The following is a 14,284-nucleotide window of genomic DNA, read 5'->3' on the forward strand; positions in this document are numbered from 1 at the left end:
GGAAAAGCTAGTCCGGTTTGCACTCTCGGCCACAGGTCATATCTTTAAAGGAACGCAGACAAAAACTGCAGTTCAACTGAGGAGTGAAGCAAGATGGCTAAAGTTCTGGTGCTTTATTATTCAATGTATGGACACATCGAAACCATGGCCAAAGCCGTGGCGGAAGGTGCGCAAAAAATCGATCGCGCCGAAGTAACGGTAAAGCGAGTCCCCGAAACCATGGCACCCGAGGCCTTTGCTAAAGCAGGCGGTAAAACCCACACCGCGCCGGTCGCTACCCCGCAAGAGCTTGCCGACTACGATGCAATTATCTTCGGCACCCCTACCCGCTTTGGCAATATGGCCGGGCAAATGCGAACCTTCCTCGATCAAACCGGCGGGCTTTGGGCCTCCGGCGCGCTTTACGGCAAACTTGCCAGCGTTTTCAGTTCTACCGGAACCGGCGGCGGCCAGGAACACACAATCTCGTCAACATGGACTACCCTTGCTCATCACGGAATGGTGATTGTGCCTATCGGCTACGCCGCGCAGGAGCTGTTTGATATCTCTCAGGTTCACGGTGGCACGCCCTACGGCGCGACAACCATTGCCGGTGCCGACGGTTCACGTCAGCCAAGCCAGGAAGAGCTGGCCATCGCCCGCTATCAGGGTGAATACGTGGCAGGCCTGGCGGTAAAACTCAAAGGTTAAGTTCTGGAGGTTCGCATGGCATCGACACAAGCGAAAGCGCATCACGTAGGCGAGTGGGCAAGCTTACGCAATACTTCACCGGAGATTGCAGAAGCCATTTTTGAGCTGGCGAAATATGATGAAAAGCTGGCTGAAAAAATCTGGGAAGAAGGAAGCGACGAGGTACTGCCGCTTGCCTTTGCCAAAACGGATAAGGACTCCCTGTTCTGGGGAGAGCAAACCATAGAGCGTAAAAACGTTTGACCGCGCGTTCTGCCCCCGGCTCCGGGGGCAGATTTCAGGCTTACTTCACAGCCTGGCTAAGCACTTCGCTAAATTTATCCCACGAGCAGTAACCGTTCGCATCGGTCGGGCAGCCTTCCAGCTGCAAAGTGACGCGTTTTGGCGGATGCTGGAGAGTTAATACCTCGCCGTTACGCAGCTGCTCTGCGCTCTGGTAAACGTATTCCACTTTCAGCAGGTCGCGGTTGTTGTTCTTGTCGTGCCAGCGCTGGAACATAATGTTGCCGCCGATTGGCGTGCGCTCATACTGCCCCGGCAACTGATAAGGCTTAAACTGCAAAGCGGTTAACAGAGAGGCGATATTCGAGTCATGGCCGACCATCAGCGTCACTTTCGGCCCGGTGGACGCTTCTTTACTCGTCAGCGCGTTCTGAATGTATTTCACCAGCGGCGCAGCCACGTTACGCGCCACTTCCGGCGAGGTAAACAACGTGTCCTGGTAGCCGTTTTTCAATTCGGAAAGCACGCGCCACTGCTCGGCGGTTTTGATTTTCCCCCAGGCCACCTGGTCCATCGGGAAACCTTCGTAGTATTGCAGCGTGAAAGCATCCACCAGCGCATTCCCGGTTTTCAGCGGGCCGTTGACGCCCGGCTCCTGAGTCGCATTGGCGCTGAATTGATCTTTCGGCCCGGTTAAATCGCACTGCTGTTTTTCTTTGCAGGTCGGCGAGTCTTTGAAGCTAACAATCTGCTCCAGCAGTTTATAACTGTCGGTCAGCTTGTATTCGGTGCGCTGTTTTTCCATCGCCCGCACCGCCTTCTCTTTAAATTCAGGCGATGCATTGGTGATGACCGGGTTAAACACCGGGTCCATGGTGCCCATTTTTTCCTGATGGTGCACCGGTACGTCGCAGCCCGGGAAGGCGCCGGTAATAAAGAATTGGGCTGTCGCAACGGTACGTTGCAGGCTGTTGGCATAGGCATAAACGCTTTCCGGCGCCGGGCATTCGCCGCTGGTCACCAGCTTCTGGTCCGCCAGCCATTCGCGCACGTAGTGGCCCATATAGACTTCCAGCACGCCGCCTTTGGTGGTGAGCTGCCCGCCCGGTACGTCCCACTCCGGCCAGGACTGAGCCGTAGACTGCTCCAGCACGCTGCCGTTGTTGGCCAGTGGGGCGCGCAGGTTATGGCGGCTCATCAGCAGCACCTGCTGCAATTGGTAACCTTCCGGCGCGGCTTCCGCTTTTGCCACGCCCGGGGCAATACAGGCGATGGCAAGCAATGAGGCGACAATTTTCTTCTTCATTACTTATTCCTCAGGGAGTTATTAACGAATTGTAAAGAATATATTGTGACAGAAAAATGACGCACCTCCTGCCTGCCGGATCGCAAAAAGTCCTATTGTTCCGTTTGTTGTTTCAGCTGTAATTCAAAGCGCTGGCGAGATTGATCCACATAGCGTTGTAAACCAGTCCGGTCGATAAATGCATTGCTATCTCCGGCGGCAAGTTTGGCCTGCTTAGCGGCGAGAGCAAAGCGCTCCCCTTTATTAGCGACAAAAATATCCACCTGCTGCGCGGCAAGTGTGGCAAAACTCCCCCGGATATCGCTTACCAGCGTCGGGTAGTTTTTGTTGTTCACCAGATAATAATCCGGCGTTGCCAGGCTATCGGCGTAAATCAGCTTTTTACCCTCCGGCAGGGTAAACAGCCATGAAGTGCTCCCCGGCAAATGTCCGGGGGTTAACAGAGCTTTGAACGTGACGCCGCCCAGCGAGAGCGTTTCGCCATCGACCACCGTTTTATCCACTGTTACCGCAGGGAAAGGCAGCGCGTCGCCAAGGGCAAAATCCTCTTTACCGCCAAGCGCCAGCTGTTTTGCATTCGCCACGCTGGCAATGACCTGCGCCCCGCTCCACGCTTTCAGCCTGGCGATGCCTCCGGCCTGGTCAAGACGAGCATGACTGTTAAGAATGAAGCGAACGTCGCGGATATCAAAACCAAGTTCGGCGATATTACGCTTAATCCCCCCGGCGCTGGCGTCTAGAGCCCCATCCACCAGAATATGTCCCTTTGGCGTAGTGATAAGGATTGAAGAGAGGTTTTCTGTCCCAACGTACCAGACGTTTTCTGCCATACGAAACGGCTTCACTGGTTTAGCCCACGTTTCAAATAAGGCGTACGGCGGCGCGGCACAAAGCGGCTGAGCCGGATCAAGAGCAGCATAACCGTCGAGGGAAATTGCGGATATCAGGCAGGCAAATAGCAGGGTGGAACGCTTCATGGTTTCTCCTTTTTGTCAGGAGCCGCAGTATAATCTCCGGTAATTTAATACTGTGCAATTGAGATGCGACCTTGTGAACATTCTGCAATTAGATATGAATCTGCTCAAAGTGCTGTACGTGATGCTCACCACCGGCTCCACCAGCCGTACTGCGCAGAAGCTGGCGCTTAGCCCGTCGGCGGTAAGCCATGCCCTCGCCCGCCTGCGCGAATCCCTCGGCGATCCTCTATTCCGTCGGGAAGGCAATTCACAGGTTCCCACGCCTTTTGCGCTGGCGATTAAAGACCGCCTTATTCCGCTTTTTATCTCCCTCAACGAAGAACTGTTTGGCGAAGAAAATGGCGAGGAGCGGCGCTTTCGCGTAGTGCTGCCCCCGGCGCTCAACGTGCTTCTCACGCCGGAGCTGGCGCGCAAAGGACACCAGGTTGGGGCAATCATTGAATGCCTGCCCTTTGAACGGCGCGCCTGGCGTGACGAACTGCTGGAAGGGAAAATAGATTTACTGATCGCGATTGGCGATCACCAAAAAAGAGTAAGCGCTCTGCATTATGAACGGGTTGGCAGCACGCGCCTGATTGCCGTTTATGGCCCGCCGCTACACGGCAAGCTCAAAGGACGCACAGCGCTAACGTTTGAGGAGTTGGGGCAGTTCAGTCATTTTTACTGCCACCCGTGGCCGCAGGCCAGCAACGAGCTGGATCGCCAGCAGGCGCGAGCCGGGCTTGCCCGACGCCTGGCTTTTACCTGTAGCGATTACGGTCAGTTGGCTCCGGCGCTGCGCAGCGCGCCGCTGATGGCGATTGTTCCCGCGCCGTGGTTTGAAACCCTGAGCGACAAACAGCATCTCTCTACTTTGCCGCTGTCCGGCGACAAGGCCGAAGGCAGCCTGTTTTTGCAATATCGCACCTCCACGGTGGAATGGAAGCGTCGGCTGATAGCCGCGCTAAAACAGGCGCTGACGGCCCATTATCGCTAGCAAATTGGCGCTCATCTTTTCGGCGAAAAAGTTTTATAATAGAACCATACGACTTCACCGGGAGAAGAGATGAAACGCAAAAGCCTCGAAGACAGCGCCTGCTCGGTTGCCCGCACGCTGGACGTCATCGGCGACTGGTGGTCATTGCTGATAGTGCGCGATGCGCTAAACGGCATGGCGCGGTTTGGCGAATTTCAAAAAAGCCTCGGGATCGCCAAAAACATGCTGACCCAGCGCCTTAAGCAGCTGGTAGAGAGCGGCATTCTCGAAGTTCGCCCCGCCTCCGACGGCAGCGCATGGAATGAATATGTTTTGACGGACAAAGGGCGCGAGTTGCAAACCGTGCTTGCCGCGCTTTCCCAGTGGGGCGGGAAAAACCTGTTTGATCGAAACGAAATCTGCACCGTGCTGGTCGATAAACAGCATCGCCGCCCTATCCGCAAACTCACTTTGCAGGCCGAAGATGGCCGCGAACTGGCCGCCGAAGACATCACCATTCAGACCCGCTAATATTCTCTATGCGCCTGATAATTCAGGCGCTTCGTTTTTCTACCGCCGTATTCGCCCGAGATAAGCAAAAAATACCCACCAAATTGGTTGCATTATAGAACCAATATATCTAGATTCTGAACATGGTTTCATTATTAAACCAATCAACCCAATACAACATTCTACGAGGTGCTTTATGGCTAACGCCCACTCTGTCGCGGTTATCACCGGCGCGTCTTCCGGTATCGGTGCTGTTTATGCGGATCGCTTTGCCGCCAGGGGTTACGACCTGCTGCTGGTTGCCCGGCGTGAAGATCGCCTGCTCGAACTGGCGGAGAAGCTGGAGGCGCGCTACGGCATTCACGTCACCACGCTAAAAGCAGACCTGACAAACGAAGAAGGGATCGTCGCCGTTGAGCAGGCACTGCGTGATAACCAGCGCATCAGCGTGCTGATCAATAACGCCGGAACCGCCCATCTGGCCCCCTTTACCGAAGGGAGCGCAGAGCTGCATCAGGCGGATATTACGCTGAATATTACCTCGCTAACCCGCCTCAGCCTGGTGGCGCTGGCAAAATTCCAGGCCGAAAACAGCGGCACGCTGATTAACATTGCCTCGGTGCTTTCCCTGCACGCTCGCGCCGGAAGCGCCGTTTATAGCGGCACCAAAGGCTATGTTCTCAACTTTACTCGCGGGCTTCAGGAAGAGGTTGTGGGGTCCAATATCCGTATTCAGGCCGTGCTGCCTGCGGCTACGGCCACGGAAATCTGGGAGCTTTCCGGCGTCCCGGTGACCGCTCTGCCAGAAGGCTCCGTGATGAACACCGAAGAGATGGTAGACGCCTCGCTGGTTGGGCTGGATAACGGCGAGAACATTACCATGCCGCCGCTGCACGATGAAAAGCTCTGGGAGGCATACGAAAAAGCTCGCCTGGCGATATTCGATGCTTCTCGCACCGGCGTTCCGGCTCCACGCTATACGGCTTAAAACTCAAGGCGGATGCTGTACGGCATCCGCTTTTAGCGCCGGGCGACCATCGCCACGATAAAAAAGCCGCCAATACCCGCGGTAATAATGCCGATCGGCAACTCCTGGGGCGCAACCAGCACCCGGCTGAGTATATCTCCGCCGCACAGCAAACCCGCTCCCACCAGCCCGCAAAGCGGCAAGAGTTTTGCGTGTTTAATCGCGGAAAAATGGCGGCAAAGATGCGGCACCATCAGCCCGACAAAACCGATAACTCCGGTGAGCGCCACCAGAAGAGAAGTTGAAAAAGCGCAGCAGAGAAAAATTTCGGTACGCAGGCGGTTAACATTGATGCCGAGAGAAAACGCCGTTCGGTCTCCGGCCAGCAGCCCGTCCAGCTCGCGCCACCTCAGTAAGCAAAAAGCCAGCAACAGCCCCAGGCTCGCGGCGGCAAAGCCCAGATTATCCCAGCGCGCCAGGCCCAGCCCGCCCAGCGACCAGAACAGTATCGAGCTTGCCGTGCGCTGGTCACCGGCGAACACCAGATAACTGGTCAACGCCCCGAACAAAAAGGAGATCGCCAGCCCGCAGATAATCAGCGTTTCCGCCCCGCGCTCCCGCTTAAATTGAAATAGCGAAAGCACCGCTATGGAAGAGAGCAGACCGCCGCAGAAGGCGGCGACCGGCAACGTCCATGCGCCAAAAAAGTCGTCAAAACGGGTAAATACCAGCACCGCACCGGCAGACGCGCCCGAAGAGAGACCGAACAGGAACGGGTCAGCCAGTTCGTTGCGCGACGCCGTTTGCAGCAGCGCCCCCACTACCGCAAGCCCGGCCCCGGCGATCAGCGCAAGCAGCGTTCTCGGCAGCCTGATATCCATGACGATGCTGCGGATCATCGGCGCAATATCGCTCGAACCGGGATGAAGTGCGGCAACAACCTGATGCGGCGTAAGCCGAACCGTGCCCTCCGTCAGGCTCAGCGCGGAAAACAGCAGAATCAGCAGCGCGGCCAGGCAAACGATCGTCCAGTAGCGCGATGCTACCGCCATCAGTTAGCGCCTGGCGCATACAGCGCGTGAGCCAGTTTTTCTACCGCGCCGATGTTCGCCGGGCCGGGCGTTAGCTCTGAATATTGCAGCTTCAAATAGCGGTGATTTTTTACCGCCGGAGTCAGCTTCATCAGCGGATGGCGCTCAAGGAACTGGCGCAGCGAATCCGCGCCGCCGCCGGTCTGATAATCCAGCAGGATAATAAAATCCGGCTCCGTCGCCGCCACATTTTCCCATGATGTCGTGCCCCAGCTGGTATCCAGGGCGGCCATCGCGTTCTGGCCGCCCGCCGCCTCGATTATCGCCTGCGGCATGGCATATTTGCCGCTGGTGAACGGCTTATCTTCCCCGGAGTCATAAACAAAGACTTTCGCCCGGCTGCCGCCCGGGGCATGAGGGAGCGCGGCCAGCCGCCGTTTCCAGCCATCCACCAGCTGCTGCGCGGCCTCCTGCTTGCCGAATATTTTGCCGAGCGTTAGCTCATCGTTATAAAGCAGCTCCATGCTGGCTTTCTTTTTGCTCTCGCCGGAGATGGCGCAGCTTTCGCTGAGCACAAACGTTTTGATGCCATATTTTGCCAGGCTATCGGGCGTAACGTCCCCGCCGACTTTCATGCCGTAATTCCAGCCCGCAAAGAAGAAGTCCGGCTCGGCGGCAAGCAGCGTTTCCAGCGCCGGGTATTTGGGCGCCAGCTCGGGAATCGCCCCCATTTGCTGCCTGAATTCCGGGGTCATTTTGTACCAGCCGGAGATGCCGGTAAGGCCAACAATCTGCGGCTGTAGATGGAGGGCAAAAGCCATCTCCGACATATTCAGATCGTTAATCACCGCCCTTTTGGGCGCCTGGGTGAATACCACGGGCTTACCGCAGCTGGAGACAGTGACGGGAAAACCAGAGGCGAAGGCCGTGGCAGATGCAAAGGCGAACACCAGGCCTGCGGTAGTTTTTAGCATGTGAATAATCCCTGAAAAGTTAGTGTTGGCGTGAAGTTTCAAAAAAACGCACCCGCTTTCCATGCCTGTCTGGATGGGCAACCGTAAAGCTCTCAAGCCCGAAGACCGGGCGAATAGCCTCGGTTCGCAGCGCAGAATCCGGGGCGTTAAAAGCAAGCTGCTGGCCCGCCGACAAAATCAGCACCTTGTCGGCAAACCCTTCAATAAGATTAAGATCGTGCAGCACCGCAATAACGGTCGTTCCACGGGCTTTAACCAGCGACAGCAGCTCTTCCCGCCCGGCGAGATCGAGATGGTTGGTCGGCTCATCAAGCAGCAGCAAGCGTGAGGTCTGGGCTAAAGTACGGGCGAGAATCGCGCGCTGCCGTTCACCGCCGGACAGGCAGGCAAGAGATTTATGGCGCATGCCCAGCACGCCTGCCTCCTTCATAGCGCCGCAAACAATGCAGCGGTGAGCTGGCTCGGCCATGTCGCGCACGAATGGCAGCCGCCCCAGGGCCACATAATCCTCAATCGACAGGCGCAGGTCCGGGACATCGTTTTGCGACATCACGGCAATAAGTTTTGCCCGCAGCAGCGGATGCAGGGAAGCAAGCTGCTGCCCGGCTAAGGTTATCTCCCCTTCGGCTTTAAGCTCGTGGCTCAGCGCGCGCAGCAGCGACGTTTTCCCGCTGCCGTTGGGGCCAATGACCGTGAGGCACTCTCCTTTAAGCAGCTGAAAATCTATCGCTACCGGCCAGCGGCCTCCGTGCGGGCGCGTAATTGAGCGCAGCGTGACCTCAAGTTCCGGCAAGCCGCTCTGCTTATTCCCTGTCATTATTCAAAACTCGTTGCGCAGCAGCTGGTAGCCTTCCACCAGCCTGACGTTGGTACTGGCAACCTCTTCCGAAAATTGCAGCGAAGCCGGGTCAACGCGGGCGTATTTTTCAAGTTCGGAGTCAGGCCCCACGCGCTCGGTAGAAGGGATATAGGTTTGCTCGGGCAGCGTTACGCCGTCCACCACCGCGTTATAGCGAATAACGCAGCCTGTTTTGATATGGCAGTTGAACAACACGCTGTTAAAGCCGATAAACACGCGCTCATCAACCCTGCAAGGGCCGTGAACAATCGCCCGGTGCGCAATAGAAGTCCCGCTGCCGATGGTCACCGGCGCGCCGCTTTTAGAGTGGATAACCACGCCGTCCTGAATATTGGAATGCGAGTGGATGATAATCGGGTCCATGTCGCCTTCGGCATTCAGCTCGTCGGCGCGGATAACCGCATACGGGCCGACATAAACATAATCATGAATAATCACCCGGCCACAGATAACCGCCGTCGGGTCGATATAGGCTTTAGTCGAAACCTGCGGGAGGTGGCCGGAGGGGTTTTTACGCAGCATAGTGATTTCCTGTCCAGTTAATACGGGCCACGGCATTGTGGGCATGAAGGCTTTCCTGGTGCTCGACGCGAACTTCGAAAGCGGAGCAAAAGGCGCTCCCCAGCAGCGCCTGATTCAGGCGGCGGGCCGCGTCTTCGCAAAACATCAGGTTCTGCCCGTTAGCCAGGGCAAACGCCTGCTCATCGGCGCGTTTGACTACCGTCTGCACCGCGGTCGCTAAGGCCGTTTCGCAGCAATCAATCACATCAATAAACGGCAATATCCGGGCATCAGGCTTCAGGCGGCAACTCACCCATGCCCAACTTCTCTGGCTGTGGGGCGTACCGGGCATGCCACGCTCGCCAAGCCAGGCTTCAACTTCCGCCACGGACAGGCGGTCGCTACGCTCGCCAAAGTCGAGCTGGAACTGCTGTTGCGCCAGATTGCGGCTCAGCGCCGCCGAGGCCGGGCAGGTAGATGAATAAGGAATGCCCACCCGCACGGTGACGGTGAAATCAGAGCCGCGCTCGGCCTGTACCTGAACGGGATAGGCCTTCCAGCCGAAGCGGTTTGAGGTGAGAGATTTACGCGACAGCAGCAGATCGCCGGACAGCGTTATCGAGGCCATATTGCTGCAACGCTGGTGCGAGACAAGAAATTCGCCGAGCAAATTACGCAGCGAGGCAGGCGTCACCTCCTGCTGGGTCAGCGCGTCCAGCAGCAGGTAAAGTCGCGACATATGAATGCCTTTCTCCGCCTCCGGGGAGCTGAGAAGATTAATCCCCGCGCTCACTTTCGCCGTCAGCGGCCTCCCCGCAATTTCGACCGGGAGATCTATTTGCTCCATGCCAACCCACGAAAGGGTGGCGTCGCTATGCTCTCCTTTCAGCGACTGAATATCAGGGAGTGTTTTTGGGCAAAGCGCGGGCGTTACGGTCATAGCAGAAAGAGTCACCTTTAGATTGATTTGTTACGTTATAACATAACAAATATCATCAATGCAAAATGGCGATTTTTCTGTCGTTTCACGATGCGGGAAGTGTTGCCCGTCTGTTCACACAATGATAGCATCATGTAAACGGCCATTTAGACGGCTAGACAGACAAATTACAAGAATAAGGAACACCTGTATGTGGCAAGAAAGGCTCGGGCAGTTAGTCACCACCTGTCATTGGATCGGCGCCAAAGGCTGGGCACCGGCTACCGGCGGCAATATGTCGGTGCGTCAGGACGCGCAGTGGTGCTGGTTAAGCGAGTCCGGGCGCGATAAAGGCAGCCTGACCGGTGAAGACTTCCTGCAGGTTGATATTGCCACAAACCAGGCGCCTTCAGGCCGCAAACCTTCGGCGGAAACCGGGCTTCATACTTTGGTTTATCGCCTGTTCCCGGAAGCAAACGTGGTGCTCCACGTTCACACCGTCAACGCTACCGTGCTGTCGCGTATTGAAAAAAGCGCCACCCTGAACATCAGCGGCTACGAAATGCAAAAGACCCTTACCGGGCAGCAATCGCACCTCGACACCGTGCCTATCGCCATCTTCGACAACGATCAGGATATCGATGCGTTAGCCAAACGCATCGAGCAATATGCTCAGCACAACCCGCTGAACTACGGCTTCCTGCTGCGCGGCCACGGCCTCACCTGCTGGGGCAAAGACGTGAATGAAGCCCGCCGCCAGCTGGAAGGCCTCGAGTTCCTGTTTGAGTGCGAAATGCAGCGCCGCCTTTACCAGCGCGATTAATTTTTAGTCTTTCTGACTCCGGCTCACCAGCGCGAGGGCAAGCGGTATGGATTATTTCCTGGGTATTGATATCGGCACGTCGCGGGTAAAAGCCGTGCTGTTTGACGGCAATTTTCATGCGGTTGCCAGCGCGGCGGAGTCAACCGCACCTTCACTCTCCCCTCAGGGCTATGCTGAACAGGATATGGAGCAGCTCTGGCTGTCGGTGGTGCGCACGCTGCGCCAGGTTGCCGACTCGCCAGAGCTACGCCACGGCGAGCTGAAGGCAATTGGCCTCGCGGGCCAGGGCGAAGGCGTCTGGCTTAGCGACCACAGCGGCAATCCCGTCAGCCCCGGGATTTTGTGGAGCGACACCCGCAGCCGCGCGCTGATGGACGAACTCCTGCTGGCCCCGGGCCTGGACAAAGCGCTATTCGATGAAACAGGCTCCCAGCTACAGCCCTGCAACACCAGCCTGCAGCTTTGCTGGCTCCAGCGTAACCAGCCGGAACGCCTCGCCGCCGCCGACTATATTTTCTTCGCTAAGGACTGGATCCGTTTTCGCCTGACCGGATCCGCCGCGCTCGAGCTTACCGATACCAGCGCGTCATTACTGAACCAGTCGAGCGGCGAACTCTCAGACTTTGCTCTCAACGCGCTGGGCATTAGCGAGCTGAAAGCAAAATTCCCTCCCCTGCTGCGCCCCGAATCTGTGGCGGGCAGCCTGAGCGAAGAGGCTGCATTGCTGTGCGGGCTTGCCGCAGGCACGTCGGTCGCCGCCGGTGCTCTGGATGTATGCAGCGCGGCGCTGGGCTGCGGCGCGATCCATGACGGCGATATTTACACAATTCTCGGCACCACCTGCTGTACCGGCGTGGTTTGCCACGGCCGCGAGACGGTAAGCAGCGGCACACGCTTCGTCACCCACACCGAGCCGGGCAGTTTTATCAATCTGTTCCCGATGCAGGCCGGAACGCCGAACATTGACTGGCTCCAGCAGCATATTTCCCTGACGCCGGACCTGGTCGAGCTGGAGCGGCAGATTGCCACCGTCCCACCCGGCAGCGGCGGCGTGTTCTGGCAGCCTTACCTGAACGGCGAACGTGCGCCATTTTACAGCCCGACCGCCCGCGCAGGATTCTTTGGCGTAGACCAACACACCTCCCGCGCGGCTTTACAGCGTGCGGTTTTCGAAGGGCTGGCTTACGCCATCGTTGATTCACTGGCGGGCTACTCCAGCGAAGGCGACCTCTATCTCACCGGCGGCGGCGCGGCATCGGCAACGTGGCTCCAGATTATTGCCGACTGCACCGGCAGAACCGTAATCGCCAGCCACTTTAATGAACTTAGTGCCAGAGGCGCAGCATTGCTGGCTGCACGTAGCGTTCACGCCCTGAATGATTACCCGGCCATCGAGCAAACCCGCTATCGGCCACACCCGCAGGCGCATGCCGCCTACAGGGCGCTGTTCCCGGTCTTCCGCCTGCTGCGCGAGCAGCTCCAGCCGGTCTGGCAGGCCAGACACCAGGCTTTACAGAGTGTTTCTCAGGATAACGAACAATGAAAATCGTCTTTACCGCCGAATACGCAGGAAGTCTTGACCCCTTCAGCCAGCTCGGAGAGCTGATTGTCGAGGGCTGGGCCATCGGCAAGCCAAAACTCCAGGCCCCGCAGATTATCGATCTCGCCCACGATGCCGAAGTGATTGTCACCAGCTATGACGACATCACCGCCGAAGTGATTAACAGCTGCCCGAAACTACAGGTTATCGCCTGCACCCGCGCTAACCCGGTCAACGTTGATATTCAGGCCGCTCGCGAGCGCAATATTAAAGTGCTCTACACGCCGGGCCGCAACGCGGACGCCGCCGCAGAGCTGACCCTGGGCCTGATGCTGGGATTAATGCGCCATATTCCGCAGTCGCATGCCGCCCTGAAACGCGGAGAGTTTACCCGTGCGGCTCAGGCTGAACAGCATACTCAGGAAGGCCTGCGCAAGGATGTGGTCTGGGATGTTAGCCCGGAAAGCCCGTATGAAGTCTTTAAAGGCGGCGAGCTGCGCAACAAGACTTTGGGGCTGATTGGCTACGGCAATATTGGCCGCCGCGTAGCGCGCATCGCCCGCGCATTTGGGATGAATATCCTGGTGGTTGATCCCTTTGTTGCCGCCGAAGATATCGACGAGCCGGGACTGCATAAAACCACACTGGACGCGCTATTCCGTGAGGCCGATATTGTCAGCCTGCATTTAAGCAGCGGGCCGCACAGCGATGGGCTGGTCAACGCGAAACTGCTGCAAACCATGAAGCCCGGTGCAAAGCTGATTAACACTTCCCGCGCCTCGGTCGTGGTAGAAGCCGACCTGATAGAAGCCCTGCGGCACGGCCCGCTCGGCGGCGCAGCGCTGGACGTTTATCACCAGGAGCCGCTGTGGCGTGACCACCCGTTCATCAGCGAGCTGAATAACGTCATTATTACCCCGCACATTGCCGGGGCCACACGCGAAAGCATTCAGAAACATACCGCGATGATTGCCGCCGATCTTCAGCGTTTTGTGGCGGGAGAACCGCTGCTATACGCCTGGCGCTAAGACAAAAAAAACAGGCCTTCGGGCCTGTTTTTACGGTTATGCAATCAGCGGCGTTGTCGCCATAAAATCCTGCAAGTGTTCCCAGTCCACCACGCCTGCATCCGATCCTAATCCTGTTGCCACCAGCGCCGCCGTTGCCGACGCAAACCGGCAGGCCTCTTCCACGGATAGCCCCCGCGCAAGAGCAGCAATAAACCCGCCGCAGTAGCTATCGCCGCAGCCGGTAGTGTCGCTGGCCGTCACTTTATAGGCCGGAAAATACAGCGTGCCCTCAGGGCTGAACAGCCACGAGCCGCTGGCTCCGTCTTTGAAAATACAGCAGCCGACGCCGAGACTCAGGAAGAAATCCGCTACTTCGGCAGGCTCGGACAGCCCTGAGATGAACTGCGCTTCTTCGAGCGCGGGCATAAAATAATCCACATACGGCAGCAGCGGGCGTAAAAGCTCAAGCGTGTTTTCATTCGGCGCGATCAAATCAAAGCTGGTAATGACCCCGCGCGCTTTAGCCGCAGCCAGCAACATCGTGCTTTGCCCGCCGTCCATCGCCGCCAGCAAACCGGTGCCGCCGTGGTGCAGAAAGCGGCAGTCGAGCACGTCGTCAAACTGAGCCTCATCGACAAAAAGCTCGTCAGACGCGCCGCGGCAATGCAGCGCCGGGCGTTCGCCGTTGGGGCGAATCGGTAAGATTGTCGCCGAGGTTTCTTTGCGCGCGGTACGGCTTATTAGCGAGCAGTCGATGCCGAGACGGCGATAGCTGCCAAGAATAAACTCCGCCTTTTCATCTTCACCAAGACAGGCCGCCGTGGCGGTGCGGATACCCAGTTTTGCCGCATTCACCAGCGCACCGGCCGCCGTACCCGCCGGATTAAGCCTGATTTGTTCAATAAACTGCACCCCGCCACCCTGCGGAATACTGACCACCGGGCGACCAGCGATATCGAGAATAGTCAGGCCGACGAAGACTGCATCAAATTTGCTCATG

At 57.5% G+C, this 14,284-nt stretch carries 16 protein-coding genes; 8 read left to right on the plus strand and 8 right to left on the minus strand.

The window, feature by feature from the left end; genetic code table 11:
- The first annotated feature begins 93 nt into the window (after nt 1-93).
- Together wrbA and ACG1VR_RS15015 are read left to right on the plus strand one after the other, a co-directional pair.
- Nucleotides 94-690, plus strand: a complete 597-nt coding sequence (wrbA, locus tag ACG1VR_RS15010; protein ID WP_395489193.1) for an NAD(P)H:quinone oxidoreductase — start codon at nt 94-96, stop codon at nt 688-690.
- 15 nt (nt 691-705) lie between these two features.
- The gene (locus ACG1VR_RS15015) at nt 706-933 is read left to right on the plus strand and encodes a YccJ family protein (RefSeq protein WP_395489194.1); all 228 of its coding nucleotides are present in this window, start codon (nt 706-708) and stop codon (nt 931-933) included.
- Between the two features lie 40 nt (nt 934-973).
- Here the strand turns inward: ACG1VR_RS15015 and agp are convergent, their stop codons facing one another.
- Together agp and ACG1VR_RS15025 are read right to left on the minus strand one after the other, a co-directional pair.
- Complete coding sequence (agp, locus tag ACG1VR_RS15020; RefSeq protein ID WP_395489195.1) at nt 974-2,218, minus strand: bifunctional glucose-1-phosphatase/inositol phosphatase; 1,245 nt, start codon at nt 2,216-2,218, stop codon at nt 974-976.
- A gap of 92 nt (nt 2,219-2,310) precedes the next feature.
- Complete coding sequence (locus tag ACG1VR_RS15025; protein ID WP_172567878.1) at nt 2,311-3,195, minus strand: HARLDQ motif MBL-fold protein; 885 nt, start codon at nt 3,193-3,195, stop codon at nt 2,311-2,313.
- 73 nt (nt 3,196-3,268) lie between these two features.
- Here ACG1VR_RS15025 and ACG1VR_RS15030 point away from each other — a divergent pair, with 73 nt between their 5' ends.
- The 3 genes from ACG1VR_RS15030 to ACG1VR_RS15040 all read left to right on the plus strand — a co-directional run bounded on the left by ACG1VR_RS15030 (nt 3,269) and on the right by ACG1VR_RS15040 (nt 5,648).
- Nucleotides 3,269-4,171 carry a LysR family transcriptional regulator gene (locus tag ACG1VR_RS15030; RefSeq protein ID WP_395489196.1) on the plus strand — a complete coding sequence of 301 codons (903 nt, stop codon included), beginning with the start codon at nt 3,269-3,271 and terminating at the stop codon, nt 4,169-4,171.
- 69 nt (nt 4,172-4,240) lie between these two features.
- Nucleotides 4,241-4,681, plus strand: coding sequence for a helix-turn-helix domain-containing protein (locus ACG1VR_RS15035; protein WP_172567880.1), 441 nt, complete (start codon nt 4,241-4,243; stop codon nt 4,679-4,681).
- 175 nt (nt 4,682-4,856) lie between these two features.
- Complete coding sequence (locus ACG1VR_RS15040; protein WP_395489197.1) at nt 4,857-5,648, plus strand: SDR family NAD(P)-dependent oxidoreductase; 792 nt, start codon at nt 4,857-4,859, stop codon at nt 5,646-5,648.
- A gap of 32 nt (nt 5,649-5,680) precedes the next feature.
- Here ACG1VR_RS15040 and ACG1VR_RS15045 read toward each other — a convergent pair whose 3' ends face one another.
- From ACG1VR_RS15045 to folE2, 5 genes are read right to left on the minus strand one after another with little or no spacing between them, the layout of a single operon-like run.
- Nucleotides 5,681-6,679 (minus strand): FecCD family ABC transporter permease, encoded by a 999-nt coding sequence (locus ACG1VR_RS15045; protein ID WP_395489198.1) that lies wholly within the window; start codon nt 6,677-6,679, stop codon nt 5,681-5,683.
- Complete coding sequence (locus ACG1VR_RS15050) at nt 6,679-7,632, minus strand: ABC transporter substrate-binding protein (RefSeq protein ID WP_016535757.1); 954 nt, start codon at nt 7,630-7,632, stop codon at nt 6,679-6,681. The genes ACG1VR_RS15045 and ACG1VR_RS15050 overlap by 1 nt, the downstream gene beginning before the upstream one ends.
- Before the next feature lie 19 nt (nt 7,633-7,651).
- On the minus strand, nt 7,652-8,449 hold the full coding sequence (locus ACG1VR_RS15055) for an ABC transporter ATP-binding protein (protein WP_016535756.1): 798 nt from the start codon (nt 8,447-8,449) through the stop codon (nt 7,652-7,654).
- A 3-nt stretch (nt 8,450-8,452) separates the two neighbouring features.
- Nucleotides 8,453-9,013 (minus strand): transferase, encoded by a 561-nt coding sequence (locus tag ACG1VR_RS15060; protein WP_016535755.1) that lies wholly within the window; start codon nt 9,011-9,013, stop codon nt 8,453-8,455.
- Nucleotides 9,003-9,932, minus strand: coding sequence for a GTP cyclohydrolase FolE2 (folE2, locus tag ACG1VR_RS15065; protein ID WP_395489199.1), 930 nt, complete (start codon nt 9,930-9,932; stop codon nt 9,003-9,005). Before folE2 ends, ACG1VR_RS15060 begins: the two co-directional genes overlap by 11 nt.
- Before the next feature lie 190 nt (nt 9,933-10,122).
- On the opposite strand from folE2, the gene ACG1VR_RS15070 reads away from it, so the two are divergent.
- Genes ACG1VR_RS15070 through ACG1VR_RS15080 form a run of 3 tightly spaced genes read left to right on the plus strand, consistent with a single transcriptional unit; the run spans nt 10,123 to nt 13,302 of the window.
- On the plus strand, nt 10,123-10,734 hold the full coding sequence (locus ACG1VR_RS15070) for a methylthioribulose 1-phosphate dehydratase (RefSeq protein ID WP_216376897.1): 612 nt from the start codon (nt 10,123-10,125) through the stop codon (nt 10,732-10,734).
- 46 nt (nt 10,735-10,780) lie between these two features.
- Nucleotides 10,781-12,277 (plus strand): FGGY-family carbohydrate kinase, encoded by a 1,497-nt coding sequence (locus tag ACG1VR_RS15075; RefSeq protein WP_395489200.1) that lies wholly within the window; start codon nt 10,781-10,783, stop codon nt 12,275-12,277.
- A complete protein-coding gene (locus tag ACG1VR_RS15080; protein ID WP_395489201.1) occupies nt 12,274-13,302 on the plus strand; it encodes an NAD(P)-dependent oxidoreductase in 1,029 nt (342 codons plus the stop codon). The genes ACG1VR_RS15075 and ACG1VR_RS15080 overlap by 4 nt, the downstream gene beginning before the upstream one ends.
- Nucleotides 13,303-13,338: 36 nt before the next feature.
- Here the strand turns inward: ACG1VR_RS15080 and ACG1VR_RS15085 are convergent, their stop codons facing one another.
- The gene (locus ACG1VR_RS15085; protein ID WP_395489202.1) at nt 13,339-14,283 is read right to left on the minus strand and encodes a carbohydrate kinase family protein; all 945 of its coding nucleotides are present in this window, start codon (nt 14,281-14,283) and stop codon (nt 13,339-13,341) included.
- Between the last annotated feature and the right edge of the window lies 1 nt (nt 14,284).

This window comes from Cedecea davisae (assembly GCF_044095835.1).
GTDB classification, from domain to species: domain Bacteria; phylum Pseudomonadota; class Gammaproteobacteria; order Enterobacterales; family Enterobacteriaceae; genus Cedecea; species Cedecea davisae.